This window comes from Brachybacterium sp. J153 (assembly GCF_036311905.1).
Taxonomy (GTDB): Bacteria; Actinomycetota; Actinomycetes; order Actinomycetales; family Dermabacteraceae; genus Brachybacterium.
On sequence record NZ_JAZDCH010000005.1, the window covers coordinates 90,414 to 109,099 of the forward strand.

The window sequence follows — 18,686 nt, forward strand, 5'->3', positions numbered from 1 at the left end:
TCGAGCCGGGTCGGATCCGCGGATCCCTCCCGGCTCGCCCACGCCCGCCCGAAAGGACCCCCGTGGCTCCCGCCGCCCCTTCCCCCCGCCCCGACGACGCCGACGAGCCGCTCTCCCGCACCGGGGAGGTGCCGTCCACCACCGGTCAGGTGCCGACCGTCACCGGTCAGATCCCCACGATCACCGGCGCGATCCCGGTCCTCGAGGACCCGGCCGACCACGACATCGCCCACCTCCCCACCGAGGAGGAGCTGCGGCGCACCCGATCCAAGGTCACCGTCCTGGTGATCGTCGTGCTGACCACCCTCAGCGCGATCGGCCCGCTCGCCACGGACATGTACATCCCCGCCTTCCCCGACGTCGCCGACGACCTCGGCACGACGGCGACCCGGATGCAGCTGACCATCACCGCCTTCTTCCTGGGCACCGCGACGGGCCAGGTCGTCGCGGGACCGCTCTCGGACCGGCTCGGTCGGCGCACCCCGCTGCTGATCGGCATCGTGCTGTGCCTGCTGGCCTCGATCGGCTGCGCCCTCGCCGACAGCGCTGAGCTGCTCATGGCGATGCGGGTGCTGCAGGGCATCGGCGGCGGCTTCGGCATGGTGCTGGGCCGCGCCGTGCTCATCGACATGACCGACGGCCCCGAGCTGTTCCGGATCATGAACCTCATGCAGGGCATCGGCGGCATCGCCCCGATCGTCGCGCCGCTGCTCGGCGGGCTCATCCTGCTGGTCGGCCAGTGGCGGGAGATCTTCCTGATCATCGCCGCGATGTCGCTCATCTCGCTGCTCGGGACGATCTTCCTGATCCCCGAGTCGCTGCCGCCGAGCCGCCGTCACGCCGGCGGCTTCCGCACCTTCCTGCACAACTGCCGGGTGCTCCTCGGCCGACGCCAGTTCGTCGCGTACCTGCTGGTCAACGCGTTCTCGGCCTTCGCCGTGATGGCCTACGTCTCGGCGTCGAGCTTCGTAGTGCAGGAGATGCTGGGCTTCAGCTCGACCGCCTACTCGATCAGCTTCGCGATCAACTCGGCGGGCATGATGGCCGGCTCGCTGCTCTCGGCGCGGCTCACCCGCACCATCCATCCGCGCTCGATCATCCGCGTGGGCCTGATCATCGTGATCATCGCCAGCTCCGTGCTGCTGATCGGCAGCCTCTTCCTGGGGTCGCCCGCATGGATCGTGCTGCCGGCGTTCTTCTTCACCGTCGCCCCGCAGGGCCTGATCCTCGGCAACGGCGGTGCGCTCGCGAGCGACCAGGCGCGGGAGTTCGCGGGCACCGGCTCGGCGATGCTCGGCCTCGGCTTCTCGTTCTCGGCCTCGATCGCGGCGCCCCTTGTCGGCCTCGCCGGCACCCACTCCTCCCTGCCGATGGCCCTCGCGATCCTCCTCGGCGCCCTGGTCTCGAGCGCCTTCTTCGTCGCCGCCGGGCGAGGGGGAGGGGCGCGCGCGACCGCCTGAGGCCCGTTCCGGCCCACGACGGCGGACGGCGCCCCCGGGGGATTCCCCGGGGGCGCCGTCGTTGTCCCGGCGGGTGCCGTGGCAGGATGGATCAGGCCGGCAGGTTCGGCTCGATCTGCGCGTCGTAGATGCCCTGGAGGGTCGCCTGCAGGTCGGTCAGGGCCTGCTCGACATCGCCCTCGGCGGTGAGCATGGTGCCCACGGCGTTGGCCATCTCCTGGTCGGCGCCCGGGAGGAACACGCGGGCGTAGTCCTGGGTGCGGGCGACCTCGAGCTGGTCGATCGCGGTCTGGATCTGCGGGGTGGTCTCCAGCAGCTCGGTGACGTCGGCGCTCTTGCGGATCGGCATGTAGCCGGTCGCACCGGAGAATGCGACGGTGGACTCGGGGCGCCCCATGAACTCGATCAGCATCGCCCCGGCGAGCTGCTCCTCCGGGGTGATGGACGCGGGCACGCCGAGGCCCGCACCGCCGGTGGGGCAGACGGGCCCGTCGACCGGGCCGGCCGGCAGGAAGCCGACGCCGACCTCGAAGGAGCTGGCCTCGAGGACGCCCACGAGGGAGCCGGTGGAGGCGATCGTGGTGGAGCAGACGCCCGCCGCGAAGGTGTCGGCCGAATCGCCCGAGGACACCTGGGCCCAGCCGTTCGAGTACACGGAGTCCTGCACCCACTGGAAGGCCTCGACGGTCTCCGGGGAGGTGATGGCGGCGAGGTCCCACTCCTCGGACCAGGCGGTGCCGCGGCCCCAGAGGACGTTCTGGAGGGTCCAGCCGGCGTAGCCCGCGAGGTCGGGGTACATGTAGGCGACGTCGCCCTGGGTCAGCTTCGGTGCCCACTCCTCGAACTCGGCCCAGGTCTCCGGGGCGCGGTCAGGGAGGCCCGCGGCGGCGAAGTGGTCCTTGTTGTAGTAGAAGAGCGGGGTGGAGCGGCCGTAGGGGAGCGCCCACTGCTTGCCGTCGTACTGGTAGTCGGCCACGAGCGAGTCGCGGTAGTCGGCGACGTCGATGCCGAGCTGCTCGATCATCGGGTCGAGCGCAGCGATGTTGCCGTTGATGAAGTAGCGGAACCACCACACGTCCGAGAGGACCACGACCGCGGGCAGGTCGTCCTGGGCGGCCTGCGCGGTCTGGAAGCGCTGCGCGATCTCCTCGTAGTTGGAGCCCGCGGTGACGTGGTTGACGGTGATGCCGGTTTCCTCGGTGAAGGCCGCGATGAGCTCGGCCTCGACGTCCTTGGAGCCGCCGGGGTGGTTGGTCCAGAAGGCGATCTCGGTCGCGGGCTCGATCGCGGAGAAGTCGACCTCCTCGCCGCCGGCATCGCTCGCGGTCGAGTCGCCGCCGCCGACGGAGGGGCCGCCGCAGGCGGCGAGGGCCAGGGCGCCGGCGCCAGCGGCACCGAGGCCGAGGAGGGCGCGTCGGGACGCGGTCAGCTGCTGCGGGGTGCGGGGCAGACGGGTCATGGGGTGTCCTTTCGGGACGAGTGGGGGTGGGTCCTGCGGGAGGAGTGCGGCGCCGCGGGGGAGCGGTGCCACGGGGGCTCGGGCCCGCGGGTCAGCCGGTGACGCTGCCCTGGGTGAGGCCCGAGACGATGTAGCGCTGGAGCGCGGCGAAGACCACCAGCACGGGGACGATCACCAGGACCGTGCCGGCCATGAGGATCCCCCAGCCCGATCCCGTGTTGCCCTCGGAGTTCTGCAGGGCTGTCAGTCCGACGGGGAGGGTCATCATGTCGGAGCTGGTGGTGATGATCAGCGGCCAGATGTAGTCGTTCCACTCGCCGACGATGGTCACGAGCGCGACCGTGGCGATGGACGGCAGGGAGATGGGCACCACGATCCGCCACAGGGATCGCCAGTGACCGGCGCCGTCGAGGCTCGCGGCCTCGAGGATCGAGGGTGGGATCGTGAGGAAGTGCTGGCGCAGCAGGAAGGTGCCGAAGGCCGTGCCGAGGCCCGGCAGGATGATGCCCCAGTAGGTGTTCACACCACCCCAGCCGGCGACCAGCACGTAGTTGGGCAGGATCGCGACCTGCGGCGGCACCATGAGGGCGACGAGGATGCCGAGGAAGATCCAGTTCTTGCCGGGAAAGCGCAGGAACACCAGCGCATAGGCGGTCATGATCGCGAGCACGACCTTGAGCGCGGAGCCGACGCCGGTGACGATCACCGAGTTCAGGAAGAAGCGGGGGATCGGCACCGTCGTCATGGCCACCCGGTAGTTGTGCAGCGTCGGCTCCGAGGGCAGCACCACGAGGTCCTTGGTGAGGATCTCGGTGGGCGCCTTGAAGGAGCTGATCACCATCCACAGCAGCGGCAGCACCACGACGGCGGTCGACAGGATCAGCGGCACGTAGCCGGTGGTGATCGTCGCGACCAGGTTCTGCGCGGAGAACGGCCCGTTCGCGCGGCGGGGGAGCACGGCCGACGGGGCGGTCGAGCCGCCCTGCGGGGCGACCGAGGGAACGGAGGCGGGGGCGGGGGCGGGAGCGCTCATGCGTAGTGCACCTTCTTCTCGACGAAGCGGATCTGCACCACGGTGATCACCAGGAGCATGACGAAGAGGACCACGGAGATCGCCGCCGAGTACCCGGCGCGGGAGTAGCCGCCGAAGGCCTGCAGATAGCTCTCGAAGATCATGGCGTTGGTGCCGCGGCCCGTGGGGGTCATGACGCGGAGGATGTCGAAGGCCTGCAGGCTCGACAGCATTGTGGTGATGAGCAGGAAGAACGTCGTGGGGGAGAGCAGCGGGAGGCTGATCGACCAGAAGCGCCGCAGGGGACCGGCGCCGTCGAGGGAGGCCGCCTGCATGACCTCCTGGGGCAGCGACTGCAGGCCGCCGAGGTAGACGATCGCGCAGTAGCCGAGGTTCTTCCAGACGTACACGATCATCACCATGATCAGCGCCATGTCCGGGTCGAGGACCCACTGGGGGCTGGCCAGCCCGATCTGCCGCAGGAACCAGGCGAGCACGCCGAAGTTCGGGTCGAAGATGAACAACCACACCAGTCCGACGCCGACACCGGAGAGCACGTACGGGGCGAAGGCGGCCGAGCGGGCGAGCGAGGTGCCGGGGATCTTGGTGTTCAGCGCGAGGGCCAGCAGCAGGCCGAGCACCATCGAGCCGCCGACGGTCACGAGGGTGAAGACGATCGTGATGCGGATCGAGTCGAGTCCCTGCGGCGAGGCGAAGAACTCGACGTAATTGCCGAGGCCGATGAAGCTCGCGCTGGTCGAACCGAGGGTCCAGTCGAGCATCGAGTAGTACACGTTGGTCAGCAGCGGCCGGTACGTGAACAGGATGATCAGGGCGATGTTCGGCAGCGCGAGGACCAGGAACCACAGCGCCTCGCGGCGGCGGCAGGAGGACAGCCGGCGCCGGGGCCGGACATCCCGAGCGGCACTCGTGCTGGACATGCGCACCTCGTTCTCGGAAGGCAGAGGCCGTTCCGCTGAACGGCCGTGGACCATCCCAGGTGACGTCCGTGTCCGGCCGACGACCCGCCGGTGTCCGAGGCGCCGCGGTTCGGCGAACGCCCGGTGAACTCGTCCCCAGCGCTGTGACCCGTGCGACAAAATGCGCCCGCAGTGGTGCTCGACGCTCCGAGTGCGCTGGTCAGCGGCCGCTGCGCAGCTCTCCGCCCGCCTCCCACATTCCGTCTCCGCCGACCCTCCACACCCCGTCCGCGAACACCCTCCGCACGCCGTCCGCGCCCGCTCTCCACACTCCGCCGATAATGTACGTTATGTAAAGTCGACGGCGGAATAGGGGGTCTGGCCGCCGCGCAGACCCTCCCCGGCCGCGCTGCCCTCGACTACGCCCTCCTCGACGCCGCAGTCCTCGCTCGCGCTGTCCTCGACCACGACCCATCACCGAGTGCTCCGTCTAGACCGCTACCGCCACCGAATGACGGTCCGAACGCAACACTCGACGCCAGCAGACGGTCCAAAGGCAACACTCGGCGCCAGCACACGGTCAAAAGGCAGCACTCGACGGCAGCACACGGTCTAAAGGCAGCACTCGACGGCGGCACACGGTCCAAAGGCAACACTCAGCGCCAGCAGACGGTCCAGAGGAAGCAGTCGACGATCCTCAGCCGTAGGACTCCGCGCTCAGCACGCGGCGACGACGCCCTCGCCGCCGTCCCACTGCGCCACGAGGCGCACGGCGCCGTCGAGATCCCCGAGCGTGCGGGCGATGGTGAACGGCTCGCCGTCCTCGAGCGACTGCAGGCTCGGCGGCTGCTCCCCCTCGTCGACCTCGAGGCGCAGCTGCACGGTCGGCTCGCGGCGCGTCGTCGTGCCGTCGGGCGCATGCACCTCGAGCTCGGCCTGCTGCTGCTCCCCGGCGAGTGCCCGGGCGAAGCATTCCAGGGCGACCTCGTCGGCGAGGCCGTCGTAGACGTGGCGGGTGCCGAGCACCGAGTGCTCCATGGTGCCCACGAGCGCGTCCTCGCCGGCCTCGGGCAGGGGCGCCGCACGATAGGTCAGCGGCAGGTGGAAGATGGTCTCCCCGACCTCCACCAGGTGACACTCGACGCCCACTTCGCCCTCGGGATCGTCGAAGCGGTAGGCGCCGAGCAGGCGCAGCTCCCCCAGCTCGCCCCAGGATCGGGTGGTCAGCAAGTCGGCCAGGAGCTCGGCCTTGGACGGATGCAGGGTCGCGGGGTGCAGGATCGCCATGGTCACCACGCTACCGGCGCGGGCCCGAGCCGTCCCGCTCCCCCGCCGGGAGTTCCGCGAGCAGGTCGCGCAGGCCGTCGATCCGCGTCGCGCCGGGCGCGTGCAGCGGGACGCCGGGCGTGCAGAGCAGCACGCCGCGGATCCCGGCGGCCTGCGCGGCGGCGACGTCTGCGGGCCGGTCCCCCACGGCGAGCACCGTCGCCGCCTCGAGCTCGTGCCGTGAGAGGAGCTCGAGGTGCATGGCGGGGTCGGGCTTGCGCGGGAAGCCGTCCGGGGCGCACACCAGGTCGTCGACCGCGAGGTCCAGGCCGTCCAGCAGCGTCTGGGCGCTCGTCCGGTCGCGGTGGGTCGCGACGAGGTTCAGCCCTCCCCCGGCGTGCACCGCGGCGAGCACCTCGCGCGCCCCGTCCATCACCGGGGCAGGCTGCACCCGCCAGGTCTCCTTGGTCGCGTCGTACGCCGCCTGCAGCGTCTCCTCCGGCACGCCGTATCGCTCGGCGAGAACCGAGATCGCATGGGCGCTCGACATGCGTGTCAGCAGCGCCACCTCGTGCAGACGCGCCGGGGTGAGCGGCTCCTCGAGGGCCCGCACGAGGGCCCGGTCCACCTCCGGATAGGTGTCCACGAGGGTTCCGCCCAGGTCCCAGATGATGCTCGTCGCTGCCATGCCCCGATCGTGCCAGGCCCGCGCCGTCGCGCGCGGGAGGTCCCGCACAGCGATCGACGGCCGACGGGGAGGCCGCTCGCAAGCGGTCCCCCGTCGGCCGTCGATCGGGTGTTCAGGCGCGCGGCTTGAGGCTCCCCCGGAGGTCGGGGACGTCCGCGAGCAGGCGCTTGGTGTACTCGGCCTGCGGCGAGAAGATGACCTCCTCGGTGTTGCCCCGCTCCACGACCTTGCCGTGCTCCATCACCGCGACCCGGTCGGCCAGGTAGGTGGCCTGCCCGATGTCGTGGGTGATGAAGAGGACCGTGAGGCCCAGCTCGGCCCGGAGGTCGTGCAGCACGTTGAGCACGTTCACGCGCAGCGTCGCATCCAGCATGCTGGTGGCCTCATCGGCCAGCAGCACCTTGGGCCGCATCATCAGCGCGCGCGCCACCATGACGCGCTGCCGCTGACCGCCGGAGAGCTGGTGCGGGTACTTGTGCAGCGCCTCCTTCGGGGTGAGCCCCACGTAGCCGAGGCACTCCTCGATCAGGGCGTCGCCCTCGTCCTTCCCCACCTGGGCCAGCTTGAGGCTGCGGCGCAGCAGCGAGCCGACGGTGAAGAACTGGTTGAAGGACGAGAACGGGTCCTGGAAGACGGCCTGCACCTCGGACCAGTAGCGGCGCAGCTCGGCCCCGCGCAGATTCGTGACGTCCTGGTCGCGGAAGATGATCGTGCCGGAGCTGACCGGCATCAGCCGGAGCAGCATCCGCGCCAGGGTGGACTTGCCCGAGCCGGACTCCCCCACCACGGCGAGCACGCTCGCCTCGGGGAAGTCGAGGCTGACGTCGTCGACCGCGGTGATGTGCCCGCCGGCCACCGAGAACTTCTTGGTGACGTTGCGGCAGGACAGCAGCGGCGGCTCGGTGGAGACGCTGCGGGTGATCATCCCGTCCTCGGGTGCGGTCGTGTTCTCGCTCATGAGGTCTCCCCTGCCGTGGTGGCGGTCGGTGCTGCGGCGGCGGGCCGCACGACCTTGCCGCTCGCCCGTTCCCTGCCGCGGTCCCGGGTGTCCTTGGTCGGGTCGAGCACGGAGGAGAGCAGCTTCTTGGTGTACTCGTGCTGCGGATCCTCGACCAGCTGCCGCGTGGGCCCGGTCTCCATGATCGAACCGCCGTACATGATCGCGAGCTTGTCCGAGACCTGCGAGAGGACGGGCAGGTCGTGGGTCACGAAGACCACGCCGGACATGATCCGCTGCTCGACCATCGCCAGCAGCATCTCGACGAGCATGCGCTGGCTGGACACGTCCAGGGCGCTCGTGGGCTCGTCGGCGATCAGCAGGCGCGGGTTCAGCAGGGTCGAGATGACCGTGATGACGCGCTGCTTCATGCCGCCGGAGAGCTGGTGCGCGTACGAGTCCAGGACCCGCACGGGCAGCTCGAGCATCTTCAGGCGGTCCCGGGCGAGGTCGAGGGACTCGTCCTTCGTGGCCCGGGGGTCGTGCGCCCGCATCACGTCGTGGACCAGGCTGCGGATCCGCACCGTGGGGCTGATCGCGTTCATCGCTCCCTGCGGGAGCATCGAGACGGTCTTGCCGCGATAGGGCCGATGACGCTTGACGTCCGCCGGCGAGAGGGTCGAGAGGTCGATGACCTCGTCGTCGATCTCGAGGGTTCCGGAGAGGACGTACAGCGGCGGGGTGGCGATCATGGCGAGCGTGTTGCCGAGCGTCGTCTTGCCGCAGCCGGACTCCCCGGCCAGGCCCAGGATCTCCCCCTCCCCCAGCTCGAGGCTCACGCCGTCCACGGCGGTGAAGTCCTTCTCGCCGCCGCCGTAGACGGAGCGCACGTCGGTGGCGCGGGCGAGCAGGGGCGCCGAGCGCGGATGCTCGGTCGGGTCCTGCGGGATCATGCGGCACCTCCCGGGCCGGTGGGGACGGCGGAGCCGGAGGCGGCCGACGGGGTCGCGGCGGCGAGGGCCGCCGCCTCCTTCGCCCGGCGCGCCGCGGCAGCCTTCATCTGCTTCTTCTTGCCGCGCCGCAGGCGCGGGTTGAAGACCTCGTCGAGGCTGGCCTGCAGGAGCAGGAAGCCGAAGGAGACGAGGGTGAGCACGATCGTCGGCGGCAGGAACGCCCACCAGGCACCGGAAGCGACCGCCTGGAAGGCGAGCGCCCAGTGGAGCTGGGTGCCCAGCGAGTCGGTGCCCGAGGGGCCGAGGCCCAGCATGGACAGGGCCGACTCGGCGAGGATCGCGCCGGAGACCTGCAGCACGAAGGCCATCACCGCGTAGGACAGGATGTACGGGAGCACGTCGACCAGCAGGATGCTGGGCAGGCGCGCCCCGGAGAGCCGGGCGACGTCGATGTGCTCGCGCGTCGCCACGGAGGACGCCTGGGCCCGCACCGCGCGGGCCGTCCACGGCCACGCCGTGATGCCGATGACCACCGCGAGCGACCAGATGCTGCTCTGCGGGAGCGAGATCGAGATCAGGATCAGCACGATGATCGAGGGGATCGCGAGCACCACGTTGGTGATGCCCATGAGCAGCTCCTCGATCCAGCCGCCGACGAATCCGGCGACGAGACCCACGGTGACGCCGATGAGGGTCGCGATGAGCCCGGCGACCAGGCCGATGATGAGAGACGTACGGGTCCCCGCCATGAGCACGGCGAGCACGTCGTGCCCGAAGTTGTCGGTGCCCAGGATCAGTCCGTTGCCGGGCGCGTCGTAGAGCGAGCCGACCTTCTCCCCGGACCCGGTCGGGTAGACCAGGCCCGCCAGCCCGAGCAGCACCACACCGGCGACGAGCACCAGGGAGATCCAGAAACGGGTGGAGAAGTTCATCGTGCGGAAGAGGTTGGAGCGGGGGGCGGTGACCTCGTCGGTCACCGGGGCGTTCGGAGTCGACATCTCACTTCTCCCCGCTCTTGGCCGCACGGATGCGCGGATCGACGATGCCGTACACGATCTCGACGGCGAAGTTCGCCGCGAGCACCGCCACGGTGATGATCAGCGTGATCGCCTGGATCACCGGGTAGTCGTTCTGCGCGATCGCGTTGAACAGCAGGGTGCCGACGCCGGGGTAGTTGAACACCAGCTCGGTGATCAGCGCGCCGCCGACGAGGGTGCCGATGGACAGCGCCAGACCGGTGATCTGCGGGAGCATCGCGTTGCGGAAGATGTACGTGGTGATGGTGTTGTCCTTGATGCCCATCGCCCGCGCGTAGTTGACGTAGTCGCCGCCCAGCTCGTAGATGGCCATCGAGCGCATGCCCACCGCCTGGCCGCCGATGAACACGATCACCAGCGACAGGAACGGCAGCCAGTAGTAGCTGATCGCATCCCAGAGGAACTCGACGCTCAGTTCGGGGGTGAGCCCGAGCGAGTAGGCGCCGCCCACCGGGAACACGCCGGCCACGACCGCGAGCCCGTAGAGCAGCAGGATCGAGAGGCAGTAGTAGGGCATCGAGGACAGGAACAGCGACGAGGTGAACACGCTGCGGTCCCAGTTGCCGCCGCGGAAGGCGGCGACCGCGCCCACCAGGTTGCCCACGATCCAGCCGATCAGGATCGCCGGCAGCTGGACCGCCACCGACCAGGGCAGCGCCTGGCCGACGAGGTCGTTCACCGAGGCGGGGTAGTTGGCGAAGGAGGTCCCCAGGTCCCCGGTGAACACCTTCCCGAGGTACGTGAGGAACTGCTGCCAGAGGGGAGCGTCGAGCCCGAACTCGGCGACGAAGCTCTCGTAGATCGCCTTCTGCTGCTCGCCGGTGACGGAACCGCCGCGGGCGAGGTTGGAGACGATGACGTCGACGGGGTTGCCCGGGACGAGCCGGGGCAGCAGGAAGTTGAGACTCACTGCTGCCACCAGCGCGACCAGGTACCACCCTGTCTTCTGCAGGATGTAACGGCCGAGGACCACGGGTGAGTCAGCCGCCGATCTTCTGCAGCTTGAAGATCCACTCGTTGCCCGCGCCGCGGAACATCGGCGGCGCGTAGTCGTTGTCCTCGGCGGGCCAGTTCGCCCAGTTCGTGGCGTTGAACTCGAAGAACTCGTCGGGACGGTACATGAGCGGGAAGGCCGGGACCTCCGCGCGGTACAGGTCGTCGAGGGCAGTGAGGGCCTCGAGCTTGGTGGCGTCGTCCGCGGCGGCCGCGGCGGCCTGCAGCAGATCGTTGACCTCGGCGTTCTCCCAGCGGCCGTAGTTGCGGTAGGCCGTCTGGCCCGCGGGGGCCATCTCCACGTTGCTCATGACGTCGCTGAAGCGCAGCCACGGGGTCGACGGGCCGGTGCCGGCGACGTACCAGCAGGCCATGTCGAAGTCGCCGTTCTGGATGGCGGACTGGGTCTGTGCCTGCTGCGGGAAGTTGGTCGCCGCGTCCACACCGATGGCCTGGAGGTTCTTGGCGACGATCTCGAGCGCCGCGTTCCAGTCGGTCCAGCCCTGGGGGGTGATCAGCTTCCAGGGGCCGAGCTTCACGCCGTCCTTGGCGTAGAAGCCGTCGCCGCCCTTGGCGTAGCCGGCCTCCTGCAGGAGCTGCTCGGCCTTGGCCGCGTCGTAGGTCCAGCCGTCGGCGGAGGCCTTGTCGCGGTCGAGCCACTGGTCCTCGGCGCCGTCGGGGATGATCAGCGAGGCGAGCACCTGGGAGGAGTACCCGGACATGGCGGTCTCGGAGATCGAGGCGTAGTCGACGGCGTGGGCGAGGGCCTTGCGCACGGCGGGGTCGTCGAGGCCGGGGCGAGCAGTGTTCATGAGCAGCATCGGCATCGAACCGGGCGTGTAGTAGGGCGCCTCGCGGAGGTAGGTGCCGACCGGCTTGCCGCTCTCCCACATCTTCCAGATCTGCGGGACGAACTGCTGCATGACGTCCAGCTCGCCGTTCTGGAACTTGAGGTTGCCGTCCTCGTTGGACTTGAAGATCGGGTGGATGATCTTGGTCATCGCGGGCAGGCCGCCGTAGAACTCCTGGCCCCAGTAGGAGTCGTTGCGGGCGAGGATGATCTGGGTCTGGTCGGCGAGCTCGAGGGTGAAGGGCCCAGTGCCGATCGCCTCGGTGGTCTCCCAGGAGGCGATCTTGTTGCCGGTCTCGGCGGCGGCCTTCTCGAAGACGGCCTTGGGGACGATGAACTGGGTGGCGAGGGAGTTCAGGACGGTGCCGACGTTCTTTCGGTCCTGGTTGATCGCGACGGAGATGGTGTTGCCGTCGGCGGTCATCTCGTCGACCTCGACCCAGAAGGAGGCGACGCCGAGGCCCGGGTCGATCTTGCCGAGCTCGAAGGTGTAGAGCACGTCGTCGGCGGTGAACTCGCTGCCGTCGTGCCAGGTGATGCCCTCCTGGAGGGTCAGGGTGATGGTGCTTGTGACGTCGACCTCGTGCGAGGCGGCGAGGCCTGGCTTGAGCTCGCCGGTGACGATGTTGAAGCGGAGCAGGGTCTCGTAGATGTACTGCGCGACGTTCGAGGAGGCGGGCCAGGCGGGCGAGCCGGCGAAGGTGTTGAAGTTGGTGGGCGGGCTCCACTGGAAGCCGGCGATGAACAGCTGATCCGCACCGTCGCCCTTGCGGCCGCTGCCGGCCGCACCGTTGTTGCCGACGCCGGGGAGGTCTCCCCCGGCGTCCGAGCCGCCGGAGTTGCCGCCTCCGCCGGTGGCACCGCCGCAGGCCGCGAGAGCCGCGGCGCCGCCGACGGCTCCGGTGGCGGCGAGGAAGCCGCGCCGGGTCGAGGGAAGGGAGGGGAGCGTGATGCGAGGGGACTCGCCGGGAGTACCGCGGTGGGACATGGGACCACTGCCTCTCAGGAAGGGCTCCACCGTTGGAGCCGCGGATCAGCTCTGATCCGTTGACAGCAGAAATTAGTCCCTCGTCACCATTTACAGGACGTGGTACGGGTCACGAACTCGTAACGATCGAAACCGGTTTTCGTCGGCGTCGAGAGCGTGGACGTTCCCGCTTGCGCACGCCCTCTGGGCGGCTCCCCGCGGACGGTCCCGACCGCTCAGCCGCTCCCCCGCCGGCGCAGCGTCCCGATCTCCGACGGGACCACCTCGGCCGGGCCGTCGATCCGGCGCAGCAGCATCTGCGCGAGCTCCCGTCCGGCCCACGGGATGTTGCGGTGCAGGGCGGTGAGCGGGGGGCTCGTGACCGTGCACAGGATCGAGTTCTCGAAGGCGAGGATCGCGAGGTCCTCCGGCACCCGCACCTCGGTGCGGGCCAGCTCGACCAGCAGCTGGGCGGCGAGCAGCTCGTTGTCCACGAGCACCGCGCGGGCCCCCGTGCTCGCCCGCAGCGCCAGCAGCCGGTGTGCCCAGCGCGCCACACCGGCCTGGAGGTAGTCGGAGTGCAGCACGGTGCCGCCGATCCCCTGCTCCGCGCACGCGGCCCGGAAGCGCCGCGCTCGGTGCTCGACGTGGAGGAACTCCGCGGGTCCGCCGAGATAGACGAGATGGCGGTGCGGCACGGGCGCGGCGAGGAGGTGGTCGAGCATCACCTGCATCCGCTCCTCCTCGTCGGCCAGCAAGGTGGACAGCTGCGGCGAGAGGACCTCGCAGCTCATCGTCACCCCGGGCATCCCGGTCGCCTCGAGGACGGCCAGGCGCGGGTCGTCGCGGCGCGGGTCGAGCAGCACGACGCCGTCGACCCGCCGCTCGGCCGCCCAGCGCCCGAGCAGCTCGGCCTCGGCGCCGGCGTCGGGGACGAGCTGCATCAGCAGGCCGTGGTCGGTCGCCGCGAGCTCCGCCTCGATCCCCGCGACCATGGCCATGAAGAAGCTGTCTGCGCCGACCACCTCGGGGGTGCGGGCGAGGGCGAGGCCGACCACGCCGGTGCTCGAGCGGGACAGGGCGCGCGCGGCATAGGACGGGGTCCAGCCCAGCTCCTCCGCCGCTGCGACGACCCGGGCGCGGGTGGCCGCGGAGACGCCGGGCACGTCGTTGAGCGCCTTGGAGGCCGTGCCCTTGGAGACTCCGGCGCGTCGGGCCACGTCCAGCAGGGTGGGAGTGGACATGCCGATCCCTCCTCTCCTCGGTGTCTGGGGCTCACGGTAAGGGATGACCGCACCGTGCCGGCCCGATCCTGCCCTGTTGCCGGGCGCCGAGGGAGGCACTGGCAGTGCGCCCCTCGCCTACAGTGCTCGGGTGCCCCTCCTCGACCAGCTCGCTGCTCTCGGCGCGCTCACCCTCGTGCTGCTCCTCGCGGCGGCCCTCCTCGCGGGGTGGGTGGACGCCGTCGTGGGCGGCGGCGGCCTGATCCAGCTGCCGGCCCTGCTCACGGGACTCCCCGCGGAGACCTCAACGTCGACCGTGCTGGGCACCAACAAGATCGCCTCCGCCGCCGGCACCGCCGTCTCCTCGCTGACCTACGTGCGGCGGATTCTCCCCGTCGCCGAGACGGTGATCCCGCTGGTGCTCTGCGCGCTGCTGGGGAGCGCCGCCGGAGCGGGACTCGCCTCCCTCATCCCCCGCCCGTGGCTCTCCCCCGTCGTGCTGGTGGCCCTCCTCGCCGTCGGCACGTACACCCTGCTCAAACCACAGCTGGGCCTCGTGCACGAGCCGCGGCGGAGCGGCCGCGGCCACCAGCTGCGCACCGCGGCGATCGGCGGCGGCGTCGGCCTGTACGACGGCGTCCTCGGGCCCGGCACCGGCAGCTTCTTCATCATCCTGATGGTCGCCGTGCTCGGCTACGGGTTCCTCGAGGCGAGCGTCCACGCGAAGCTCGCCAACCTCACCACCAACCTCGGGGCGCTGCTCGTCTTCGGTCTGCAGGGCGAGGTGTGGTGGCTGCTGGGCGGGCTGATGGCCGCGGCGAACATCGCCGGCGGATACCTCGGCGCCCGGCTCGCCCTCCGCCTCGGATCCCGGTTCGTGCGGATCGTGTTCCTGGTGGTCACCGGAGCCCTCGCGCTCCGCCTCGCCGCGGACACCGTGGCGCTCCTCACCTGAGCACCGCGCCCTGGCCGCGCTCGGACCGGAATACCTCCCGGTCCGAGCACGTTGACCAGAGGGTCACCCGCCGCCGAGCCGGCTCGATCGCCAGGAGGCCACCATGGACCCGACCACGCTGTTCACCTATGAGCGCCACGTCGACTCGCGCTCGCTGCGCGGCCGCACCCTGCTGGTGACCCTCGGCGCCTTCAGCGACGCCGGACACGCCCAGGCGCTCGTGGACGACCACCTGCTCAACACGCTGCCCAGCCGCGTCGTCGGACGCCTCGACATGGACCAGGTGTACGACTACGCGGGCCGCCGCCCCGAGATCACGCTCGAGCTGGACCACTTCACCGACTACGAGCGGCCCGAGATCCTGCTGCACGAGATCACCTCGCCCGAGGACGAGACGTTCTTCCTGCTCACCGGGCCGGAGCCGTCCTTCCAGTGGGAGCGGGTGGCGAGCGCGCTGCGGATCGTGGTCGACCAGCTCGGCATCGAGCGGACCCTCGTGGTCCAGGGCTTCCCGGCCCCCGTCCCCCACACCCGCGAGCTGCCGGTGACGCGATTCGCGGGAGATCCCGACGCGATCCAGATCCGTCGCACCATGCCGGGCACCTTCCGGCTGCGCTCCCCGTTCACGGCGCTGCTGACCGTGCGCCTGGCCGACGCCGGCCACGACGTCGTGGGCCTCGTCGCGCACGTCCCGCAGTACCTCCACGAGACCGCCTACCCCGACGCCGCGATCGCGCTGCTGCGCGCGGTGGGCCAGGAGCACGGCCCGGTGCTGCCCGTCGCCTCCCTCGAGGCGCAGGCCGTCCCCGTCCGCGAGGCGGTCGCCGGTCAGGTCGCCGAGTCCGCTCAGCTGCAGGAGATGGTCTCCGGGCTCGAGCAGCGCTTCGACCGGATGCTGACCTCGGGCGTCGGCGTCGAGGTGCCGCGCGGCGAGGACCTCGCCGCGGAGATCGAGGAGTTCCTCGCCGCGGTGGCGGAGGACGAGCCCGAAGAGGCGACGACCGACGATGCCGCGGATCCTTCCGCCGACGGGACGCCGGAGCGCACCGACGATCCCCGCTCCGAGGACGATCCGGGCTCCGAGCCCGTCGCCTGAGCCGGGCCCTGCACGCCCGCGGCCCGGGGACCGCGTCGGGACGGGTCGCTCAGCGCAGCGGGACGGCCCGGCGCCGATCCTCCTGCGGCAGCTCGGGGTCGACGACCGCCGTGACCTGGATACCGGTCAGCCGCACATCGCCCGCGAGGGTGGTCATGAACGCGGTGTCCGCCGCGTCCTGACCCGTCGCGATCCGCACCATCGACTCCCGGGGCGCGAGGTGGGTGGCGTCGGCGAGCAGCCAGCGGTCCTCCACGAGCGCCTCGACCACCAGATGGAAGTCCATGGGGCTGAGGCCCGGCGCGTAGACCGAGGAGCAGCGGGCGGGGATGCCGCTCGCGCGCAGCAGGGTCGAGGTGAGGTGCGCGAAGTCGCGGCACACCCCCTGCCGGGCCACATAGGTGCTGCGGGCCGAGTCGGTGATGCTGCTCGAGCCCGGCACGTAGTCGAGATGGCCGTGCACCCAGTCCACGACTGCCTGCAGGGCCTCGAGCCCCGACCGGTCGCCGACGATCTCCTCCGCGATCCGGGTAAACTCGTCGACCTCGCAGTAGCGGGAGGGCCGCAGATGCAGCACGGCGTCGCCGTCCTCCACCGGGTCCTCGTCGGCGGGAGCGATCCCGCGGGCGGCGTAGACGATCTCCACCGTCCCCGCCGGCAGGCCGTTCAGCAGGTGCAGCCGGTTCCCGTAGCGGTCGACGGTCTCGCCGACGGGATGCTCCGCCCCGCCTGCGACGACCGTCAGGGACTCCTGGGCGACGGGCGCCGCAGAGACGGCGACGAGCAGCGCGATATCGGTGCCCTCGGCGACCTCGGCGCGCATCCACGCGCGAACATGTCTCTCCACGAGCCCAGTGTCGCGCATCCGCCGCATCGCGCGGCCCGGACCCCCTTTGCTCCGACGGTGATCAGCGACATAGTGTGGGCGTTCCGTCGTCGTCGTCGCTCCGAGGTGCACCCGTGCAGATCTCCGTCCAGCTCTACAGCGTCCGGGACCTGTTCGCCGAGGATGCCGATGCGGCCCTCCGCCGTCTCGCCGAGATGGGGTTCCGCCAGGTCGAGCCCTTCGGCCTGCTCGAGCATGCCGAGACGCTGCGGACCCTGTTGCCGGCGCACGGACTCACCGCCCCGTCGGCCCATGCCTCGCTGCTCGGCGCCGAGGATCCCTCGCGCGTCCTCGCGACGGCCGCGGCCCTCGGGGTGCGCACCGTCATCGACCCGTACACGGACCGCGAGCAGTGGGACCGCGAGGAGGACATCCGCGCGATCGCGGACCGGCTGAACGCCCTCGCCCCGCTCGCGTCCGAGCACGGGGTGCGGATCGGCTACCACAACCATGACGCCGAGGCCCGCCCGCACGAGGACGGCCGCTGCGGCCTGGAGATCCTCGCCGAGCACCTCGACCCCCGCGTGGTGCTCGAGCTGGACACCTTCTGGGCCGCCGTCGGCGGCTCGGATCCCGCGCACCTTCTGACCTCGCTCGGCAGCCGCATCCAGCTCGCGCATCTCAAGGACGGCCCCCTCACCGGGGACGTCCACGATCAGGTGCCGCTCGGCGAGGGCGAGATGGACGTCCCCGCCGTGCTGGCGGCCAGCGACCAGCTCGAGCTCGGCGTGATCGAGTTCGACAACCACTCCGGCAACCTGTTCACCGCCATCGGGCGGTCCTTCGACCTGCTCACCACCCACCTCCAGGAGTACACCGCATGACCAGCACCACCGGACCCGTCGGCGTCGGCCTCATCGGAGCGGGCGTGATCGCCGCGCAGTACCTCACCCAGCTGACCTCCTTCCCCGACATCGAGGTGCGAGCCATCGGCGATCTGCGCCCGGAGGCCGCGAAGGCCCGCGCCGAGGAGTTCGGCGTGCCCGTCCACGGCGGGGTCGAGACCGTGCTCGAGGACCCGCAGATCGAGATCGTCGTCAACCTGACGATCCCGGCCGCGCACTTCGACGTCTCCCGCGCGATCCTCGAGGCGGGCAAGCACGTGTGGAGCGAGAAGCCCCTGACCACCACCCGCGAGGACGCCTCCGCGCTGATCGAGATCGCGCGCGAGAAGGGCCTACGCATCGGCGGCGCCCCGGACACCGTGCTCGGCGCGGGCGTCCAGAGCGCCCTGCGCGCCCTCCGCGACGGCGCGATCGGCGAGCCCCGCTCGGCCCTGGCCCTCTTCCGCTCCCCCGGTCCCGAGTCCTGGCACCCGGCGCCCGACTTCCTGTTCCAGATCGGCGCCGGCCCGCTCTACGACATCGGCCCGTACTACCTCACCAGCCTCGTGCTGGCCTACGGCCCCGTCGCCTCGGTGAGCGCGGTCGGCTCCCGCTCGGTGGACCGTCGCACCATCGGCTCCGGTCCCCGCGCCGGCGAGACCTTCGAGGTCGAGGTCCCGACCCGCGTGCAGGGCCTGCTGCGCTTCGCCTCCGGCACTTCCGCCGCGGTCGAGCTGTCCTTCGACGACGCGGTCGGCCGCCCGCACACCCTCGAGCTGACCGGCTCGACCGGCACCCTCGCGCTGCCGGACCCGAACGTCTTCGACGGCGACACCCTGCACGCCCTGCGCGGCGCCGAGGACTGGACCGCGCAGCCGCCCGTCGGCCCGATCGCCGGCCGTGGCCTCGGCACCCTGGAGATGGCCCGCGCGATCCGCGCCGGCCGTCCCCACCGCCTCACCGGCGAGCTCGCCGCCCATGTCCTGGACGTGATGATCGCGCTCGACGAGGCGACGCAGACCAGCGGCGCGGTGGAGATCACCTCGAGCGTGGAGGCACCCGCCCCGCTCGAGCAGGACTTCGATCCCGCCGCGAAGACCCTCTGACCCGGTGCGGACCCGGGGCGCTGCGCCCCGGGCCCGCCCCTGCACGCCGCTCGC

17 protein-coding genes are annotated in these 18,686 nt (G+C 71.0%); 5 read left to right on the forward strand and 12 right to left on the reverse strand.

Annotated features, from left to right (window positions below; translation table 11 throughout):
• Positions 1-62: 62 nt before the first annotated feature.
• The gene (locus V1258_RS03310) at positions 63-1,460 is read left to right on the forward strand and encodes a multidrug effflux MFS transporter (protein ID WP_329748341.1); all 1,398 of its coding nucleotides are present in this window, start codon (positions 63-65) and stop codon (positions 1,458-1,460) included.
• Positions 1,461-1,551: 91 nt separating this feature from the next.
• On the opposite strand, the gene V1258_RS03315 is transcribed toward V1258_RS03310, so the two are convergent.
• The 11 genes from V1258_RS03315 to V1258_RS03365 all read right to left on the reverse strand — a co-directional run bounded on the left by V1258_RS03315 (position 1,552) and on the right by V1258_RS03365 (position 13,786).
• Complete coding sequence (locus V1258_RS03315; protein ID WP_329748342.1) at positions 1,552-2,919, reverse strand: ABC transporter substrate-binding protein; 1,368 nt, start codon at positions 2,917-2,919, stop codon at positions 1,552-1,554.
• A gap of 91 nt (positions 2,920-3,010) precedes the next feature.
• Positions 3,011-3,952: a carbohydrate ABC transporter permease gene (locus tag V1258_RS03320; protein ID WP_329748343.1), complete on the reverse strand. Its 942-nt coding sequence runs from the start codon at positions 3,950-3,952 to the stop codon at positions 3,011-3,013.
• Positions 3,949-4,872, reverse strand: a complete 924-nt coding sequence (locus tag V1258_RS03325; protein ID WP_329748344.1) for a carbohydrate ABC transporter permease — start codon at positions 4,870-4,872, stop codon at positions 3,949-3,951. Before V1258_RS03325 ends, V1258_RS03320 begins: the two co-directional genes overlap by 4 nt.
• A 696-nt stretch (positions 4,873-5,568) precedes the next feature.
• Entirely contained in the window at positions 5,569-6,138 is a 570-nt protein-coding gene (locus V1258_RS03330; protein WP_329748345.1) for a maltokinase N-terminal cap-like domain-containing protein, read from the reverse strand.
• Between the two features lie 10 nt (positions 6,139-6,148).
• Positions 6,149-6,805: an HAD-IA family hydrolase gene (locus tag V1258_RS03335; RefSeq protein ID WP_329748346.1), complete on the reverse strand. Its 657-nt coding sequence runs from the start codon at positions 6,803-6,805 to the stop codon at positions 6,149-6,151.
• A gap of 112 nt (positions 6,806-6,917) precedes the next feature.
• Complete coding sequence (locus tag V1258_RS03340; protein ID WP_329748347.1) at positions 6,918-7,763, reverse strand: ABC transporter ATP-binding protein; 846 nt, start codon at positions 7,761-7,763, stop codon at positions 6,918-6,920.
• Positions 7,760-8,695: an ABC transporter ATP-binding protein gene (locus V1258_RS03345; RefSeq protein WP_329748348.1), complete on the reverse strand. Its 936-nt coding sequence runs from the start codon at positions 8,693-8,695 to the stop codon at positions 7,760-7,762. The genes V1258_RS03340 and V1258_RS03345 overlap by 4 nt, the downstream gene beginning before the upstream one ends.
• Entirely contained in the window at positions 8,692-9,693 is a 1,002-nt protein-coding gene (locus V1258_RS03350) for an ABC transporter permease (protein ID WP_329748349.1), read from the reverse strand. Before V1258_RS03350 ends, V1258_RS03345 begins: the two co-directional genes overlap by 4 nt.
• Position 9,694: 1 nt before the next feature.
• Entirely contained in the window at positions 9,695-10,705 is a 1,011-nt protein-coding gene (locus V1258_RS03355; RefSeq protein ID WP_329748350.1) for an ABC transporter permease, read from the reverse strand.
• Between the two features lie 7 nt (positions 10,706-10,712).
• Positions 10,713-12,563 (reverse strand): ABC transporter substrate-binding protein, encoded by a 1,851-nt coding sequence (locus V1258_RS03360; RefSeq protein ID WP_329748351.1) that lies wholly within the window; start codon positions 12,561-12,563, stop codon positions 10,713-10,715.
• Between the two features lie 215 nt (positions 12,564-12,778).
• Entirely contained in the window at positions 12,779-13,786 is a 1,008-nt protein-coding gene (locus V1258_RS03365; RefSeq protein WP_329748352.1) for a LacI family DNA-binding transcriptional regulator, read from the reverse strand.
• Positions 13,787-13,916: 130 nt separating this feature from the next.
• Here V1258_RS03365 and V1258_RS03370 point away from each other — a divergent pair, with 130 nt between their 5' ends.
• Positions 13,917-14,720, forward strand: a complete 804-nt coding sequence (locus V1258_RS03370) for a TSUP family transporter (RefSeq protein WP_329748353.1) — start codon at positions 13,917-13,919, stop codon at positions 14,718-14,720.
• Positions 14,721-14,823: 103 nt separating this feature from the next.
• Complete coding sequence (locus V1258_RS03375) at positions 14,824-15,816, forward strand: PAC2 family protein (protein WP_329748354.1); 993 nt, start codon at positions 14,824-14,826, stop codon at positions 15,814-15,816.
• 49 nt (positions 15,817-15,865) lie between these two features.
• Here V1258_RS03375 and V1258_RS03380 read toward each other — a convergent pair whose 3' ends face one another.
• On the reverse strand, positions 15,866-16,663 hold the full coding sequence (locus V1258_RS03380) for a transglutaminase-like domain-containing protein (protein WP_329748355.1): 798 nt from the start codon (positions 16,661-16,663) through the stop codon (positions 15,866-15,868).
• 113 nt (positions 16,664-16,776) lie between these two features.
• Here V1258_RS03380 and V1258_RS03385 point away from each other — a divergent pair, with 113 nt between their 5' ends.
• Positions 16,777-17,526, forward strand: a complete 750-nt coding sequence (locus V1258_RS03385) for a sugar phosphate isomerase/epimerase family protein (RefSeq protein WP_329748356.1) — start codon at positions 16,777-16,779, stop codon at positions 17,524-17,526.
• The gene (locus tag V1258_RS03390) at positions 17,523-18,632 is read left to right on the forward strand and encodes a Gfo/Idh/MocA family protein (protein ID WP_329748357.1); all 1,110 of its coding nucleotides are present in this window, start codon (positions 17,523-17,525) and stop codon (positions 18,630-18,632) included. The genes V1258_RS03385 and V1258_RS03390 overlap by 4 nt, the downstream gene beginning before the upstream one ends.
• Positions 18,633-18,686: the final 54 nt, after the last annotated feature.